We start from the raw sequence: 15000 nt of genomic DNA, 5'->3' as shown, positions 1-15000 counted from the left end.
GAGACGATGCGCGAGGGGCGGACGGCACTCCGTAGACTGGACGCGTGATTTCCCGTATCGACCTGCGCGGCTCGCTTCCCGGCGACCTGCGCTCCGTGCTGCCCCGCGCCGAACTCGACGTCGAGGCCGCCCTGGACAAGGTGCGGCCCATCTGCGAGGACGTGCGCCATCGCGGCTCGGCGGCGGTCCGGGAGCACACGAAGGCGTTCGACGGCGTCGAGCTGGAGAGCGCGCGGGTCCCGGTGAAGGCCGTCCACCAGGCCCTCGCCGACCTCGATCCCGCCGTGCGGGACGCGCTGGAGGAGTGCGTCCGCCGCGCCCGCGCCGTGCACCGCGCCCAGCGCCGCACCGACGTCACCACGCAGGTCGTGCCGGGCGGCACCGTCACCGAGCGGTGGATCCCGGTCGGCCGCGTCGGGCTGTACGTGCCGGGCGGCCGCGCCGTGTACCCGTCCAGCGTGGTCATGAACGTCGTCCCGGCGCAGGAGGCGGGGGTCGGCTCGCTCGCCGTGACCTCGCCCCCGCAGCAGGACTTCGGCGGCCTGCCGCACCCGACGATCCTGGCCGCCTGCGCACTCCTCGGCGTGGACGAGGTGTACGCGGCCGGCGGCGCGCAGGCGATCGCGATGTTCGCCCACGGCACCGCCGAGTGCCCCCGCGCCGACCTGGTCACCGGCCCCGGCAACGTGTACGTCGCCGCCGCGAAGCGGCTGCTCAAGGGCGTGATCGGCATCGACGCCGAGGCCGGCCCGACCGAGATCGCGATCCTCGCCGACGACACCGCGGACCCGGTGGAGGTCGCCGCCGACCTGATCAGCCAGGCCGAGCACGACGTGCTCGCCGCGGCCGTCCTCGTCACCGACTCGGCGCGGCTCGCCGACGAGGTCGAGACCGAGCTGAAGGCGCAGGTCGCCCGCGCCCGGCACGCCGAGCGGATCACCGCGGCGCTCGCCGGGCGGCAGTCGGGCATCGTCCTGGTGGACGGCGTCGAGGACGGCCTGAAGGTCGTCGACGCCTACGCCGCCGAGCACCTGGAGATCCAGACGGCCGACGCCGCGGCGGTCGCCGCCCGCGTCCGCAACGCCGGGGCGGTCTTCGTGGGCCGGTACGCGCCGGTCTCGCTCGGCGACTACCTCGCCGGGTCCAACCACGTCCTGCCGACCGGCGGGTGCGCCTGCCACTCGTCCGGGCTGTCGGTCCAGTCGTTCCTGCGCGGCGTGCACGTCGTCGAGTACGACCGGGACGCCCTCGCCGAGGCCACCGGGCGCGTCGTCGCGCTCGCCGAGGCCGAGGACCTGCCCGCCCACGGCGCCGCCCTGAAGGCGCGCTTCGAGTGGGGGGTCCCTTCGTGACCTCGCTCGACGACCTGCCGCTCCGGGACGACCTGCGCGGCCGGGCGCCCTACGGCGCGCCCCAGCTGGACGTCCCGTACGCGCTGAACACCAACGAGAACCCGTACCCGCCGTCCGGGCGGCTCGTGAAGGCGCTCGGCGAGGCCGTCATGGACGTCGCCGGGACGCTGAACCGCTACCCCGACCGCGACGCCGCCGCGCTCCGCGCGGACCTCGCCGCGTTCCTGAACACCGACACGCCCGCCGCGGGGCTCACCGCCGGCCGGGTGTGGGCGGCGAACGGCTCCAACGAGATCATCCAGCAGATCCTGCAGGCGTTCGGCGGGCCGGGCCGCACCGCGCTCGGCTTCGAGCCGTCCTACTCGATGCACCCGATCATCACCGCGGTGTCGGGCACCCGCTGGGTGGACGCCTCCCGCGACGAGGACTTCGGCCTCGAACCCGAACGCGCCGTCGCGGCCGTCGAGGAGCACCGCCCCGACGTCGTGTTCCTCACCTCGCCGAACAACCCGACCGGCACCGCCCTGCCGCCGGCGGCGATCGAGGCGGTGCTGGCGGCGGCGCCGGGCATGGTCGTCGTCGACGAGGCGTACGCGGAGTTCCGCCGCGCCGAGACGCCGTCCGCGCTGACGCTGCTGGACGGCCACCCGCGGCTGATCGTCACCCGCACCATGTCCAAGGCGTTCGCGATGGCCGGCGCCCGGCTCGGCTACCTGGCCGCCGACCCCGCCGTGATCGAGGCGCTGCTGCTCGTCCGGCTGCCCTACCACCTGTCGGCCGTCACCCAGGCCGTCGCCCGCACCGCCCTCGCCCACGGCGAGGAGCTGCTCGGCGGCGTCGGCGCCCTGCGCCGCGAGCGCGACGAGACCGTCGCGTGGCTGCGCGGCGAGGGGTTCCGGGTGGCCGACTCCGACGCCAACTTCGTCCTGTTCGGGACGTTCCCGGACCGCCGCGCGGTGTGGGAGGGCCTGCTCGGCCGCGGCGTGCTGATCCGGGAGGTGGGGCCGCCCGAGTGGCTGCGGGTCAGCGTCGGCGCCCCGGACGAGATGGCCGCCTTCCGCACCGCATTGAAGGAGAGTCTGTGACGCGCAAGGGACGAGTCGAGCGGGGGACCGGGGAGACCCAGGTCCTCGTCGAGATCGACCTCGACGGGACGGGGCGGGTCGACGTCGCGACCGGCGTGGGGTTCTTCGACCACATGCTGGCCCAGCTCGGCAAGCACGGGTCGTTCGACCTGACCGTCAAGACCGCCGGCGACCTGCACATCGACAGCCACCACACGATCGAGGACACCGCCATCGCGCTCGGCCAGGCGTTCGGCGAGGCGCTCGGCGACAAGGTCGGCATCCGCCGCTTCGCCGACGCCTCGATCCCGCTCGACGAGGCGCTCGCGCAGGTCACGGTCGACGTGTCCGGACGTCCCTACCTCGTGCACGTCGAGCCGGACGGCATGGCCCCGATGATCGGCCCCGAGTACGACACCACGATGACCCGGCACGTCTTCGAGTCGTTCGTGTCGAACGCGCGGGTGGCGCTGCACGTCCACGTCCCGTACGGGCGCAACGCGCACCACATCGTGGAGGCCCAGTTCAAGGCCCTCGCCCGCGCGCTGCGCGACGCGGTGGCGTTCGACCCGAAGGTGCACGGCGTCCCGTCCACCAAGGGGGCCCTGTAGCCGTGGAGATCGGTGACCTGCACTTCACCTACGGCAACGCCGTGGTCTTCGCCGTCGCGGTGTTCCTGCTCGCCGGCGTCTACAGCTTCATCAAGCAGGGCATCAAGGTCGGCGCGCTGATCCTGCTCGTGCTCGCCGGGCTGGTGTTCGCCGGGGGCGTGATGTGGCTGTGACGAAGATCGTCGTCCTGGACTACGGCTCCGGCAACCTGCGCTCGGCCGAGCGCGCCGTGGCCCGCGCCGGCGCCGAGGTGACCGTCACCGCCGACTGGGACGCCGCGCTGGCCGCCGACGGCCTGGTCGTCCCCGGCGTGGGCGCGTTCGCGGCCTGCATGGCGGGCCTGCGCGCGGTCCGCGGCGACCAGCTCATCGGCCGCCGCCTCGCGGGCGGGCGCCCCGTCCTCGGCATCTGCGTCGGCATGCAGATCCTGTTCGGCAAGGGCATCGAGCACGGCGTGACCACCGAGGGCTGCGACGAGTGGCCGGGCACGGTCGACCGGCTGAACGCGCCGGTCGTCCCGCACATGGGCTGGAACACGGTCGACGCCCCCGAGGGCTCCGTCCTGTTCGACGGCCTCGCGGACGCGCGGTTCTACTTCGTCCACTCCTACGCCGCCCGCAGCTGGGACCTGGCGGCCGACCCGACCGGCACCATCCCGGCGCCGCTGGTCACGTGGGCCGAGCACGGCGACCGCTTCGTCGCCGCCGTCGAGAACGGCCCGCTGTGCGCCACCCAGTTCCACCCGGAGAAGTCCGGCGACGCCGGCGCGCACCTGCTGCGCAACTGGCTCGGCACGCTGGCCTGAGACCGCCCCACCGCCCCGTCCCATCTGCCTCGATAGGGTTTCCGCATGACTTTGACGCTCCTTCCCGCGGTCGACGTCGCCGACGGCCGGGCGGTCCGCCTGGTGCAGGGCGAGGCCGGCACCGAGACCTCCTACGGCGCCCCCCTCGACGCGGCGCTCGCCTGGCAGCGGGCGGGGGCGGAGTGGATCCATCTGGTCGACCTGGACGCCGCGTTCGGGCGCGGCTCCAACCGGGAGCTGCTCGCCGAGGTGACCGGGCGGCTGGACGTGCGGGTGGAGCTGTCCGGCGGCATCCGCGACGACGCGTCGCTGGAGGCGGCCCTGTCCACCGGGTGCGCCCGCGTCAACATCGGCACCGCCGCGCTGGAGGACCCCGAGTGGTGCCGCAAGATCATCGCCTCGCACGGCGACAAGATCGCGGTGGGGCTGGACGTGCGGGGCACGACGCTCGCCGCGCGCGGCTGGACGCGGGAGGGCGGCGACCTGTGGGAGGTCCTCGCCCGGCTGGAGGACGACGGCTGCCCCCGCTACGTGGTCACCGACGTCACCAAGGACGGGACGCTGCGCGGCCCCAACACCGGGCTGCTCCGCGAGGTCTGCGCGCGGACCGCCAAGCCCGTCGTCGCGTCCGGCGGCGTCTCCTCGCTCGACGACCTGCGGGCGCTGGCCGGGCTCGTCCCGGACGGCGTCGAGGGCGCGATCGTCGGCAAGGCGCTGTACGCGCGGGCGTTCACGCTGGAAGAGGCCCTGGAGGCCGTCAAGTGACCGTGGAGGCCGTGAAGTGACCGTTGCCGTGCGGGTCATCCCGTGCCTGGACGTCGACGCCGGGCGCGTCGTGAAGGGCGTCAACTTCCAGAACCTGCGGGACGCGGGCGACCCGGTGGAGCTGGCGCGCCGCTACGACGCCGAGGGCGCCGACGAGCTGACGTTCCTGGACATCACCGCGTCCAGCGCCGACCGCTCGACCACCTACGACGTGGTGCGCCGCACCGCCGAGGAGGTGTTCATCCCGCTGACGGTCGGCGGCGGCGTCCGCACGGTCGAGGACGTCGACCGCCTGCTGCGCGCGGGCGCCGACAAGGTGTCGGTGAACACGGCCGCGATCGCGCGGCCGGAGTTCCTGCGGGAGGCCGCGCACCGCTTCGGATCGCAGTGCGTGGTCCTGTCGGTGGACGCGCGCCGCGCGGCCGGGACGGAGTCGGGCTTCGAGGTCACCACGCACGGCGGCCGCGAGGGGACGGGCATCGACGCGATCGGGTGGGCCCGCCGCGGCGCGGAGCTGGGCGTCGGGGAGATCCTGCTGAACTCGATGGACGCCGACGGCACCAAGGCCGGGTTCGACCTGGAGATGCTGCGCCGCGTCCGGGAGACGGTGACGGTCCCGGTGATCGCGAGCGGCGGCGCGGGGGCCGCGGCCCACTTCGCGCCGGCGGTGGCCGCGGGCGCGGACGCCGTCCTCGCCGCCAGCGTGTTCCACTTCGGGGAGCTGACGATCTCCGAGGTCAAGACGGCCCTGCGCGAGGCCGGCAGCCCCGTCCGCTGAGAAGGAAGCCCCCCGCATGACCATCGCGTTCGCGACCTGTTCGCTGCTGCCCGAGGGAAGCGACGACGTCCGGACCCTGATCGCCGCGTGCGCCGCCCTGGGCGTCGCCGCCGAACCCGTCATCTGGGACGGCGACGCCGACTGGTCCCGCTACGACCTGGTCGTCGTCCGCTCCACGTGGGACTACACGTCCCGGCGCGACGAGTTCACGGCGTGGGCGGAGCGCCTGCCGCGCGTCCTGAACCCGGCCGGGGTCATCCGCTGGAACACCGACAAGCGCTACCTACGCGACCTCGCCGCCGCCGGGCTGCCGGTCGTCCCGACCCTCTGGGACCCCGACGACGTCCCGTCCGGCTGGCCCGAGTACGTGATCAAGCCCGCGGTGTCCGTCGGGTCCGGCGACACGGCGCGCTGGGGGGCGGGGGAGGAGGAGCGGGCCCGCGCCCACCTGCGCTCGCTGCGCGAGGCGGGCCGGACGGCGATGGTCCAGCCGTACCTGTCCGCGGTCGACACCGCCGGCGAGACGGCCCTGGTCTTCTGCGACGGCGAGTACAGCCACGCCGGGCGCAAGGCCCGGATCCTCACCGCGGGCGCGGGCGTCGAAGGCTCCGTCCGCGGCGACGCGACGCGCGGCCGGGTCACCGCGTCCGCCGCGACCGGGGCCGAACTCGATGTCGCGCACCGCGCCCTGGCGGCCGTCCCCGGCGGCCGCGATCTGCTCTACGCCCGCGTCGACCTCGTCCCCGGCCCGGACGGCGATCCGCTCATCATCGAACTCGAACTGACCGAACCCAACCTCTACCTCCAGCACGGCCCCGGCAGCGCCGCCCGCTTCGCCAAGGCGATAGCCGCCCGCCTCTGACCCGGGGCCGCGGGCCGGCGCGCGCGGCGCCGGGGCGTTGCGGCGATCGCCGCCGCTAGAGGCACGAGAGGATGATCGCGGACGGCCGGTCCGGGTCGTGGAAGACCTCCTGGCGGGCCTTGAGCATGCGGGTCGCGGTGGTGGCGAGGGGCGCGCCGGTGCCGGGGTTCGCGGCGACCTTGGGGTGGGCGCCGCTGGTGACGTGGACGCGGACCCGGTGGCCGCGCGCGAAGCGGTGGCCGGTGGGCCACAGGTCGACGGCGATGCGGCGGACGCCGTCCGCGCCGGCGGGCTTCTCGGCGGGGGAGGGCAGGCGCAGGCCGCCCTCGCAGACGTTGCGGGACGTCCCGTCCGGGGCGACGTCGCAGAGCCGGACGACGAAGTCGGTGTGCTCGCGGTCGGAGCGGACGAACAGGTCGGCGCCGACCGGGCCGATCACGTCCAGGTCGGCGGACAGGGCGGGCGAGGTGAACACGAGGACGTCCGGGCGCCGCTCCAGCGGGCGGTTGTCGACGGGACGCGAGCTGCCGAGGAGGGTGGGGCCGCCGAGCGCGGGCGTCGGGTCGGCCGGGTCGAAGGTGTAGGTGCTCGCCGGGTGGTCCTGCGGGCCGTCCTCGCCGAGGCCGCGCCGGTCCGGCGGGCCCGCGTGCAGGTGCCAGCGCACCTGCCGGGCGCCCGGCGGCGGCCAGTCGGTGTAGTGCCGCCATTCGCGGGCGCCGGTGACGTAGACGCGGACGGGGTCGGGGCGCAGCCCGGACGGGTCGCCCAGCAGGTGGGCGCGGAACCAGGCGAGCGACTCGCGGATGCTCGGCAGGCCGTGCCGGGCGTCGGTGTGCCACCACGGGCCGATGGTCAGGTACGGGTCGTGGCCGGTGGCGCGCAGCGCGAGGTAGTCCTTGATCTGCCACGGCAGGAACACGTCGTACCAGCCGCCGAGGAGGGTGACGGGCGCCGCGACCCGGCCGACGGCGCCGCTGAAGTCGCGCCGGTCCCAGTAGCCGCGCGCGGCGGCGTGGTTGGCGAGGAGGTCCTGGTAGAAGCGCATGGGCCTGCCGCCGGCCAGCACGTCCAGCTCGGCGAGGGGGCGGCCGGACCGCGCCGCCCGGACGGCGCGCCGCCGGGACGTGAGCGGCGCGGTCAGCATGCCGAGCGGCCGCTGCTGCCGGTGCGTGAGGTCGGTCCAGGACAGCGTGGACTCCAGCGCGAACGACCCGCCCACGTAGGCGGCGTCCCGGAAGGACGACGCGGTGATCTGCAGCGACATCGCCTTCAGCTCGGGCCCCGCCTCGGCGGCGATCGCCCACGCCGAGTAGCCGAGGTAGCTGGGGCCGAAGGTGGCGAACGTGCCGTGGAACCAGGGCTGCCGCTTCATCCACTCGACGGTGGCGAGCCCGTCGTCGCGTTCGCTGCCGAGCGGGTCGAACTCGCCGCCGGAGCCGGACGTCCCGCGCGCGCTCTGCACGACCAGCTGGAAACCGAACAGGACGAACGGGAGCCCGTTGGCGAGGGCGGCCGGTCCGCGCCGCCCGTAGGGGGTCCGCACGAGGATGGTGGGCGGGCGCTCGACGCCGCTGGGGACGTACCGGTCGGCGAGCAGCGTCACGCCGTCCGGCATGACCGCCGGCAGGTCGCGCTCGACGGTGTAACGCGACAGCCCTCGCGGGTGGGGGAGCCCAAGCGCCATGCCGCCTCCGTCCGGGGTTCACTGCCGACTAGCAACGTAACCGCGGACGGGGGCCGCAACCGTCAGGGGCCGGTGATGAACGCCCATGGATCGGGTGCGGCGGCCGCCGAGGCGCCCAGTTCGTCCGCCCATGCGGTCTCGTTTCCGTATTCGTCCCGCCAGGACCAGAGCCGCAGCGTGACCCGGTGCAGGACGTGCTCCCCGGTGACGCCGAGCGCGCCGTGGACCTGGTGCGCGATCGCGGCGACCGTGCCCGCCGCGCGGGACGCGTTCGCCTTGGCGGCGGCCACCGCGACCGGGTCGTCCGGGGCGCGCACGGCGGCGCGGACCGCGACGTCCGCGACCGCGGCCTCGCCGGCGAGTTCGGCGAGCATCTGCTGGACGGCCTGGAACCGCCCGACCGGCCGCCCGAACTGCTCGCGCTCGCCCGCGTGGCGCACCGACAGGTCGAGCGCCCGCGCCATCGCCCCGGTGAGCTGCACGGCCCGCGCCAGCGCCCCGCGCCGCCGCAGCTCCGCCGCGTCGACGCCGCACGGCGCCACGGCCTCCGCCTCGACCCCGGACAGGACGACGTCGTCGCGGGGCTCGCCCGCCACGTTCGCCCCCTCGGTGATCTGCGCGCGCGCCGGATCGACCACCGCGACGAACCCGTCCGCCAGGACGGCGAGGCGGTGCGCGGAGCGCGCCCAGGGAACGCGCCGCAGCGTCCCGGTCAGCGTCCGGCCGCCGCCGATCCGGACGTCGCCGGCGGCCGCCGTGAGGACGCCGGACGGGACCGGCAGCCCGGCGTCGGCGAGGAGCCGCCCGGCGAGCCCGCCCGTCTCGGCGAGGGGGACGGAGACGGCGTGGTACCCGGACGCGCGGAGCACGGCGGCGGCGTCCGCCGAGGTCCCGCCGCTGCCGCCCGCCTCCTCCAGCACCCCGGCGAGCGCGAGGCCCGACTCCACCAGCGCCGCCCACGGCCCGTCCCCGGAGAGGATCTCGTTCGCGGTCTCCTCCAGCAGCCCCATCAGCGCACTCCCAGGCCGCGCGCGACGATTCCGCGCAGGATCTCGTTGGTGCCGCCCCGCAGCGTGAACCCGGGCGTCTGGACGACCGACTCCGCCAGCGCGCGGGCCAGCGGGTCGGGGGAGGCGGGGTCGGGCTCCACGCCCGCGTGCTCCCGCACGACCTCGACGACCTCGCGCTCGAACCGCGTCCCGAGGTCCTTCACCAGGGCCGCGGGCACGTCGGGGGTCAGCCCGGCGTCGAGGGCGCCGGCGACCGCCAGGGACGCCTGCCGCAGCGACCACAGCCGCGCGGTCAGCCGGCCGAGCGCGCGCCGCGCCGCCGGGCCGTCCGCGCGGCCGTGCAGCAGCCGGACGAGCAGGAACGTGCTGAGCAGCCGCTCCGGGCCGCTGCGCTCGTAGGCCAGCTCGGCGGTGACCTGCCGCCAGCCGTCCCCGGGGCGGCCGAGCACCATCGCGTCGGGGACGTACGCGCCGTCGAGGACGACCTCGTTGAAGTGGTGCTCGCCGGACAGGCCCCGGATCGGCCGGACCGCCACCCGCTCGTCCGGCAGCGGGACGATGAACTGGGTCAGCCCCGCGTGCCGGTCGCCGGTCCGCGGCGCGCTGCGGGCCAGGACGAGGAGCGCGTGGGCGAGGTGGGCGCCGCTCGTCCACACCTTGGTGCCGTGCAGCCGCCAGCCGCCCTCCGCGCGGACGGCGCGGGTGCGGACGGACGCGAGGTCCGACCCGGAGTCGGGCTCGCTCATCCCGATCGCGAAGAAGCACTCGCCGCGCGCGATCGCCGGCAGGAACCGCGTCTTCTGCTCCTCGGTCCCGTTCGCGAGGATGCCCGGCCCGGTCTGCCGGTCGGCGATCCAGTGCGCGCCCACGGGCGCCCCGGCCGCCAGCAGCTCCTCGATCACCGCGAACCGCTCCAGCGGGGAGCGCCCGTGCCCGCCGTACCGCTCCGGCAGGGTCATGCCGAGCCAGCCGCGCTCGCCGAGCCGCCGGCTGAACCCGGGGTCCGCGCCGGTGAGCCAGCTGTCGCAGCGGGCCGTGAACGGCGTCCGCGCGAGGAACTCCCGTACCGCGGCCCGCAGCTCGGCGGTCTGCGGGGGGAACGTCCCCGGTTCCAGTCCGGACGGTGTGGCCACGCGCGCCTCCTCGGTCTCGGGGCGACGTTACCGACGCGCCCCCGGCCGCCCGTCAGCGGGCCCTTACCGGGCCTCGTCCTTGGCGGTGGACGGCGTTCTCTGGAATCGTTGCCCTCCCACCACCCGACCCCCAGGGGGCGAACACGAGATGTGGCCCGGGCCGAACCCGCCGATGGGACCTCCGCGCACGGAGCCGGGGCAGGCGAGGCGCCCCTGGGCCCCGGAGCGGCGGCCCGTCTCGCCGGGCGCGGGCTGGTACGCGCTGCCCGCCGTCCTGGTGCTCGTGGCCGCGGCGGGCTTCCTGGCGGCGCTCGCGCTCCTGTGGGACGACTCCCGTGCCGCGGACGGCCCGGCGGCGGCCGGCGACCCGGTCGCCGGGGTGCGGGTCAGGCTCTCCGAGGGCCACGGCTACTTCCTCTACGTCCGCACCGGCGGCTCGACGCCCTACCGCTGCGGCGTCGAGGTGGGCGAGCGGTCCGGGCCCCTCCGGCTGACGCGCAAGAACTCCTGGAGCGCGGCCGAGCGCCCCGCCCACCGGTACACGGCCACGTTCACCGCGCCGGTGACCGGGGCGGGGCTGCTGACCTGCCGCGGCGCGGACGGCCCGATCCTGGTGGCGCCGGACGACACCGTGGACGCCTACCTCGGCTTCGCCGTCCTCGCCGCCCTCGGACTCGGCGGGCTCGCGGGCCTGAGCTTCGCGGTCGCCTTCGTCCGCCGCGGCGCCGCCGAGCGCCGCGCCGCCGCGGCCGGGCACTGAGGGTCCCGGCCGGGTCAGGACGTGAGCTCGCGCTCCAGCGGGGTGCGGAAGCGGGGGGTCGCGCGGACGTCGCCGTACCAGGCCGCCATGCGCGCCGCCTCCCGCTCGATCGCCGCCTCGGCGTCGGCGCCGACGTCCTCCAGGACGCGGACGGCGATCTCGCCGTCCTTGCGCTGCGCCCAGCCGCCGACGACGCGCCCGTCCCACCAGATCGACGGGCCGATGTTGCCGTTGCGGTCGAACAGCGCCGGGCCGTGCCCGCCGAGGAACCAGCCGCGCTCCTGCCAGCCCATCGGCGTCGGGTCGAGCGCGGGCAGCAGCGCCGCCCACGGCTCCGGCGCGGCCGCGGGCTCCAGGTCGTCGGATAGGACGACTCCGGTGGTGCCGCCGCCGAGGTCGACCTCGGTGACGTCGAGGAGCGCGAGGGCCTTCTTGACGTCGCCGGCGTTCCAGCCCGTCCACCACTTGAGGTCGGCGACCGGGGCGGGGCCGAACGCGCGCAGCCAGCGGCGGACCAGCCCGGCGCGGGCCTCGGCGGCCGGGACGTCCGCGACGCCGCCGGGCAGCCACGCCTCGACCGGCGACCACCTGTACTGGCTGCTGATCCACGACCCGTTCGGCCGCCCCCGCACGATGCGGCCCGCGCAGCCGAGCGTGACGAGGATCCAGGTGGTGACGCTCGTGGGCCGCGAGTAGGACTTGCCGGGCGCCGGGTCGACCTGCGTCCGCAGGAGCGGGACGTCGGCGCTGAGCTGGGCGCCCGTCGCCTCGCCGCGCGCCAGCAGCGCCTTGTGCGCCGCCTCCTCGGCCTCGGCGAACCACGACGGGACGTCCCGGATGTCGCTGCCGCGCTCGATCAACCGGGCGTAGACGGCGCGCTGCTTGACGGCGAGCCCGTTCGCCGTGGACGCCTGGAGCACCGGCACCAGCTCGGTGGGCGCGACGAACATCGTCCGCCGCATCGCGAGCATGCGCAGCAGCGTGCGGTCGTCGTACAGGGCCCGCTCGACCGCGGCGGGGACGGCGCCGGCGCTGCGGGCCGCGACGGAAAGGAACACCGTGGCGGGATCGGTGGCGTGCAGCACCACCATGGACCGCGCGATGTCGAGGACGTCGTCGGTCCGGGCGTGCGGGGCGAGCCGGTGGCGGAGCGCGAGCCGGGCCCGCCGCTCCGCCGTGTTCATCGAACGCATGTACGAAGCTTAGACCGGCTCAGCCGCTGTTGGAGATCTTCACCACCACATTGTCCGCGGTGACCGACTGGACCGAGACGTTGAACCCCTCGGCCTGCTCGCCGTCGCCCACCGGCACCGTCAACGTCTGGCCCGCGACCTTGAGGGTGACCGTCTCGCCCTGCACCTTCACGAGCTCGGCCTTGACGCCGAGGACGGACGCGCTCGCGTCGACGCCCCGGTCGAAGGTCACCGTGCAGGAGTCGACGCCGCAGGACGTCTTGCTGTTCTCGCCGCCGCACGCGGCCAGCGCGCCGAGCGGCAGCAGGACGAGGGGGAGGACGGCCAGCTTCCGCCGGAGGGGAAAGGAGGTCATGCCGCGGAGTCTACGGGCGCGCCGGGCGGCCCGGACCCTCCCCGAGGCGGATCCGTCCGGCGCGAATGTGGTACCGCGCGGTGACGCGGCTGGATCTACCCGGTGACACCGTGCTTCGCTGGCCGGGTGAGTACCGACAGCGCCCCGGTGAGCGGGGACGGGGCCGTGGAGGCCGCGGTGGTCGGCCCGGTCGTGTGCGCCGCGCTGCGGATCGAGGCCCGCGCGGTCCGGCGCGGGCTCAGCCGGACGCCCGTCGTGGTCGTCGGGTACCGCGCGCGGCGCGCGGCCCGGCTGCCGGACGCGTGCGCCGCGCTCGTCACCGTCGGCTTCGGCGGGGCGCTCGACGAGCGGCTGCGGCCGGGCGACGTCCTCGTCGCCGACGAGATCCGCGGCCCCGGCGGCGCCGCGGTGCCGTGCAGCGCGCCGCGCCTGCTCGCCGGGGAGCTGATCAGGGACGGGCTGAGCGCGCAGGTCGGCCCCCTCGTCACCACCGACCACGTCGTCCGCGGCGGGGAGCGGGCCGTGCTGGCCGCGCGGGGCGCGCGCGTCGCCGACATGGAGTCGGCCATCGTCGCCGCGCGGGCCGGCGGGCTGCCGGTCGCCGCCGTCCGGGTCGTCGTGGACGGCCCCGGGCACCCGCTGTGGCACCCGGGCGTCATCGGCCGCGGACTGGCCGCGCGGCGCGTGCTGGCCCGCGCCGGCCCCGCCCTGGAGCGCTGGAGCGTCCTGCTGGTCCGCGGCGAGGAGGGCCCGCCCGGCTGACAGGTCCGGCCGGCGCGCCCGCGCCGCAGGGCTCAGCTGTGCCCGCCGCTGTGGCCGCCGCCGTGCCCGCCGCCGTGGTGGTCGCCCTGGACGATCTCTCCGCCGAGGTCCGTGCGGAGCGACTCCAGCGTCGGCTTCTGGCTGACCGCCACCCAGCGGGCCCCCACCAGGTACCACCCGCCCCACGGCTTGGCCTCGCGGAGCCAGGAGTTCATGCCGTCGTCCGTGGTGAAGCTGAGCAGGACGTACTGCCCGCGCGAGGTCTTGCAGTTCCCCTGCTCCAGATCCTTGACCTTGCGCGTGCCGGTCACCTTGCAGTCGGTCTGCCGGGCCAGCTCCTGGAGGTCGGCCGGTTTCGCGGTCCTCCCGCCGGACGAGGCGTCCGACTTCGCGGAGCAGCCGGCGGCGAGCGGCGCCGCCAGCACCGCCGCGCACAGCAGCGCCGTCCTCACTCGCGGCAGCGTGATCGGGCCGAGGGGGTGTCGGGAACCCATCGCCATTCCTCTCCGGGGTGAAAAGCGCGATTCGAGGAATGAATACGCACCCCGCCCCGGCCGGGTTCACCGGACCCGCCCCCGGCCGCCCGGGGTCAGGCCATCAGCCGGGCGCCCGCCGCGGCGCGGACGTCCGGATCCTCCGCGCCGTCCTGGTGCAGCCGCCGCAGCCGCAGCCCCGTGTCGCGGGTGAGCGGCGCGGACCGGGCCGCCTCGGCGCGCACGCCCTCCTCGCAGTCCCACAGCCCCTCGGCGGTGTAGGACTCGGCCGTGTGCGGGGCCGTTCTCGTCAACGCGGTCAATATGCGGGGTCTCAGGTAGGCGTAGGTCGACTCGGTCCAAGCGGTCTTCAGCAGGGGGACGGCCTCGCCCGCGCGCAGCCGTCCCAGTCCCTCGATCGGGCCGGCGGCGCCGCCCCACTCCCGCCGGGCGACGGCCCCGCGCAGCTCGTCCATGAGCAGCGGGATGTCCTGGCGGGTGCCGTACCGGGCGAGGATGCGCAGGCCCATGTCGGCGCAGCCGCCGCGTTCGGCCGCCCACGCCCGCGCCCGCGGCAGCGTCTCGGGCCCGTACTCGCGCAGCGCCCGGCACACCGCGCCGCCGAACCGGCTCGGCCGCTGCGGCAGCAGCTCCTCGGCCAGGTCGAGCAGCGCCGGCGTGCGCCGCCGCCCCAGCTCGAAGATCGCCGCGATCGCGCCCTCGCCGCGCCGCCGCGCCAGGTCCAGCAGCTCCGCCTCGCTCTGCGCGTCCCGCCCGGGGGCCGCGGCCATCGCGCGGCGCGCCGCCCGCCCGGCCGCCCGCTGCCGCTCCAGCGCCCGCGCCACCCGCGGCTGCCGCTCCGCCCACGCCTCGATCACCGGGTTGCGCCGGGACGGGATCAGCATCTCCAGGTCGGCGTCGTCGCACCGCGCCGCCACCAGCTCGTCCAAACCGGTCGCCAGGGACGGGTCCTCAAGGTCGATGAGCTCGGTCACGGCGTCGAACCACTGCGCGCCCTCCTCGGCGTACCGCCGCAGCGGCCGCGCCGCCTCGCGCCGGCTCAGCCGCACCAGGTCAGCGAGCACGCCCAGCGCCAGGTCGACCCGCCACTCGTCGGGATCGGTGTGGTCGGACGGGTCGAACAGATGCTCGGCCACCGGCCCGGCCGGCAACTCCAGATCCACCATCAACCGGGCGTAGTACAGCCGCCGCGACTCGCACTGGCGGTCCCACCGCGGATCCCGCCGGACGCAGGCGTACACGTACTCGCCCGCCCCCGGCCTGTCCGCCGCGCGCCGCGCGGCCCTTCCGAGCCCCCGCTGCAGCTGACCGTGCAGCGTGCCCGCCGATTCCAACACGACCTCGTTGCTCACCCCGCCAGAATGCGCACTAG

General features: G+C 76.0%; 17 protein-coding genes. 10 read left to right on the top strand and 7 right to left on the bottom strand.

The genetic code is table 11. The features are described from left to right. Positions 1-44 precede the first annotated feature (44 nt). Genes hisD through ACA511_RS16345 form a run of 8 tightly spaced genes read left to right on the top strand, consistent with a single transcriptional unit; the run spans position 45 to position 6237 of the window. Positions 45-1352 carry a histidinol dehydrogenase gene (hisD, locus tag ACA511_RS16380; protein WP_375025182.1) on the top strand — a complete coding sequence of 436 codons (1308 nt, stop codon included), beginning with the start codon at positions 45-47 and terminating at the stop codon, positions 1350-1352. Then, on the top strand, positions 1349-2437 hold the full coding sequence (locus tag ACA511_RS16375; RefSeq protein ID WP_375025181.1) for a histidinol-phosphate transaminase: 1089 nt from the start codon (positions 1349-1351) through the stop codon (positions 2435-2437). Before hisD ends, ACA511_RS16375 begins: the two co-directional genes overlap by 4 nt. Beyond that, entirely contained in the window at positions 2434-3027 is a 594-nt protein-coding gene (gene hisB, locus ACA511_RS16370; RefSeq protein WP_375025180.1) for an imidazoleglycerol-phosphate dehydratase HisB, read from the top strand. The genes ACA511_RS16375 and hisB overlap by 4 nt, the downstream gene beginning before the upstream one ends. 2 nt (positions 3028-3029) lie before the next feature. Beyond that, positions 3030-3200 (top strand): hypothetical protein, encoded by a 171-nt coding sequence (locus ACA511_RS16365; protein ID WP_375025179.1) that lies wholly within the window; start codon positions 3030-3032, stop codon positions 3198-3200. Further along, a complete protein-coding gene (gene hisH, locus ACA511_RS16360) occupies positions 3197-3832 on the top strand; it encodes an imidazole glycerol phosphate synthase subunit HisH (RefSeq protein WP_375025178.1) in 636 nt (211 codons plus the stop codon). The genes ACA511_RS16365 and hisH overlap by 4 nt, the downstream gene beginning before the upstream one ends. Positions 3833-3877: 45 nt before the next feature. Continuing rightward, entirely contained in the window at positions 3878-4597 is a 720-nt protein-coding gene (gene priA / locus ACA511_RS16355; RefSeq protein ID WP_375025177.1) for a bifunctional 1-(5-phosphoribosyl)-5-((5-phosphoribosylamino)methylideneamino)imidazole-4-carboxamide isomerase/phosphoribosylanthranilate isomerase PriA, read from the top strand. Between the two features lie 16 nt (positions 4598-4613). After that, positions 4614-5375, top strand: a complete 762-nt coding sequence (gene hisF, locus ACA511_RS16350) for an imidazole glycerol phosphate synthase subunit HisF (RefSeq protein ID WP_375025176.1) — start codon at positions 4614-4616, stop codon at positions 5373-5375. Between the two features lie 16 nt (positions 5376-5391). Further along, positions 5392-6237, top strand: coding sequence for a RimK family alpha-L-glutamate ligase (locus ACA511_RS16345; RefSeq protein ID WP_375025175.1), 846 nt, complete (start codon positions 5392-5394; stop codon positions 6235-6237). A 55-nt stretch (positions 6238-6292) separates the two neighbouring features. Here ACA511_RS16345 and ACA511_RS16340 read toward each other — a convergent pair whose 3' ends face one another. The 3 genes from ACA511_RS16340 to ACA511_RS16330 all read right to left on the bottom strand — a co-directional run bounded on the left by ACA511_RS16340 (position 6293) and on the right by ACA511_RS16330 (position 10064). After that, complete coding sequence (locus tag ACA511_RS16340; RefSeq protein WP_375025174.1) at positions 6293-7921, bottom strand: CocE/NonD family hydrolase; 1629 nt, start codon at positions 7919-7921, stop codon at positions 6293-6295. Positions 7922-7983: 62 nt separating this feature from the next. Beyond that, on the bottom strand, positions 7984-8931 hold the full coding sequence (locus tag ACA511_RS16335; RefSeq protein ID WP_375025173.1) for an acyl-CoA dehydrogenase family protein: 948 nt from the start codon (positions 8929-8931) through the stop codon (positions 7984-7986). Further along, positions 8931-10064: an acyl-CoA dehydrogenase family protein gene (locus ACA511_RS16330; protein WP_375025172.1), complete on the bottom strand. Its 1134-nt coding sequence runs from the start codon at positions 10062-10064 to the stop codon at positions 8931-8933. Before ACA511_RS16330 ends, ACA511_RS16335 begins: the two co-directional genes overlap by 1 nt. 172 nt (positions 10065-10236) lie before the next feature. Between ACA511_RS16330 and ACA511_RS16325 the strand changes: the two genes are divergently transcribed. Further along, a complete protein-coding gene (locus ACA511_RS16325) occupies positions 10237-10824 on the top strand; it encodes a hypothetical protein (protein ID WP_375025171.1) in 588 nt (195 codons plus the stop codon). Between the two features lie 14 nt (positions 10825-10838). On the opposite strand, the gene ACA511_RS16320 is transcribed toward ACA511_RS16325, so the two are convergent. Both ACA511_RS16320 and ACA511_RS16315 read right to left on the bottom strand, forming a co-directional pair. Continuing rightward, entirely contained in the window at positions 10839-12017 is a 1179-nt protein-coding gene (locus ACA511_RS16320) for a winged helix DNA-binding domain-containing protein (protein WP_375025170.1), read from the bottom strand. Positions 12018-12036: 19 nt separating this feature from the next. Next, positions 12037-12372 (bottom strand): hypothetical protein, encoded by a 336-nt coding sequence (locus ACA511_RS16315; protein WP_375025169.1) that lies wholly within the window; start codon positions 12370-12372, stop codon positions 12037-12039. A 126-nt stretch (positions 12373-12498) separates the two neighbouring features. Here ACA511_RS16315 and ACA511_RS16310 point away from each other — a divergent pair, with 126 nt between their 5' ends. After that, a complete protein-coding gene (locus tag ACA511_RS16310; protein ID WP_375025168.1) occupies positions 12499-13134 on the top strand; it encodes a hypothetical protein in 636 nt (211 codons plus the stop codon). Between the two features lie 32 nt (positions 13135-13166). On the opposite strand, the gene ACA511_RS16305 is transcribed toward ACA511_RS16310, so the two are convergent. Together ACA511_RS16305 and ACA511_RS16300 are read right to left on the bottom strand one after the other, a co-directional pair. After that, a complete protein-coding gene (locus ACA511_RS16305) occupies positions 13167-13628 on the bottom strand; it encodes a hypothetical protein (protein WP_375025167.1) in 462 nt (153 codons plus the stop codon). A 95-nt stretch (positions 13629-13723) separates the two neighbouring features. Further along, entirely contained in the window at positions 13724-14980 is a 1257-nt protein-coding gene (locus ACA511_RS16300) for a hypothetical protein (RefSeq protein WP_375025166.1), read from the bottom strand. Between the last annotated feature and the right edge of the window lie 20 nt (positions 14981-15000).

It is taken from the genome of Actinomadura sp. GTD37, from assembly GCF_041951365.1.
GTDB lineage: Bacteria > Actinomycetota > Actinomycetes > Streptosporangiales > Streptosporangiaceae > Spirillospora.
Note: the sequence above shows the minus strand (reverse complement) of the source record. Positions and strands in the feature narration are given on the sequence as shown.

Bases quoted from the DNA above. Each gene is read 5' to 3' on its own strand.
- priA (WP_375025177.1), top strand. From the start codon at position 3,878: ATGACTTTGACGCTCCTTCCCGCGGTCGACGTCGCCGACGGCCGGGCG.
- ACA511_RS16345 (WP_375025175.1), top strand. From the start codon at position 5,392: ATGACCATCGCGTTCGCGACCTGTTCGCTGCTGCCCGAGGGAAGCGAC.
- ACA511_RS16340 (WP_375025174.1), bottom strand. From the start codon at position 7,921: ATGGCGCTTGGGCTCCCCCACCCGCGAGGGCTGTCGCGTTACACCGTC.
- ACA511_RS16335 (WP_375025173.1), bottom strand. From the start codon at position 8,931: ATGGGGCTGCTGGAGGAGACCGCGAACGAGATCCTCTCCGGGGACGGG.
- ACA511_RS16325 (WP_375025171.1), top strand. From the start codon at position 10,237: ATGGGACCTCCGCGCACGGAGCCGGGGCAGGCGAGGCGCCCCTGGGCC.
- ACA511_RS16320 (WP_375025170.1), bottom strand. From the start codon at position 12,017: ATGCGTTCGATGAACACGGCGGAGCGGCGGGCCCGGCTCGCGCTCCGC.
- ACA511_RS16315 (WP_375025169.1), bottom strand. From the start codon at position 12,372: ATGACCTCCTTTCCCCTCCGGCGGAAGCTGGCCGTCCTCCCCCTCGTC.
- ACA511_RS16305 (WP_375025167.1), bottom strand. From the start codon at position 13,628: ATGGGTTCCCGACACCCCCTCGGCCCGATCACGCTGCCGCGAGTGAGG.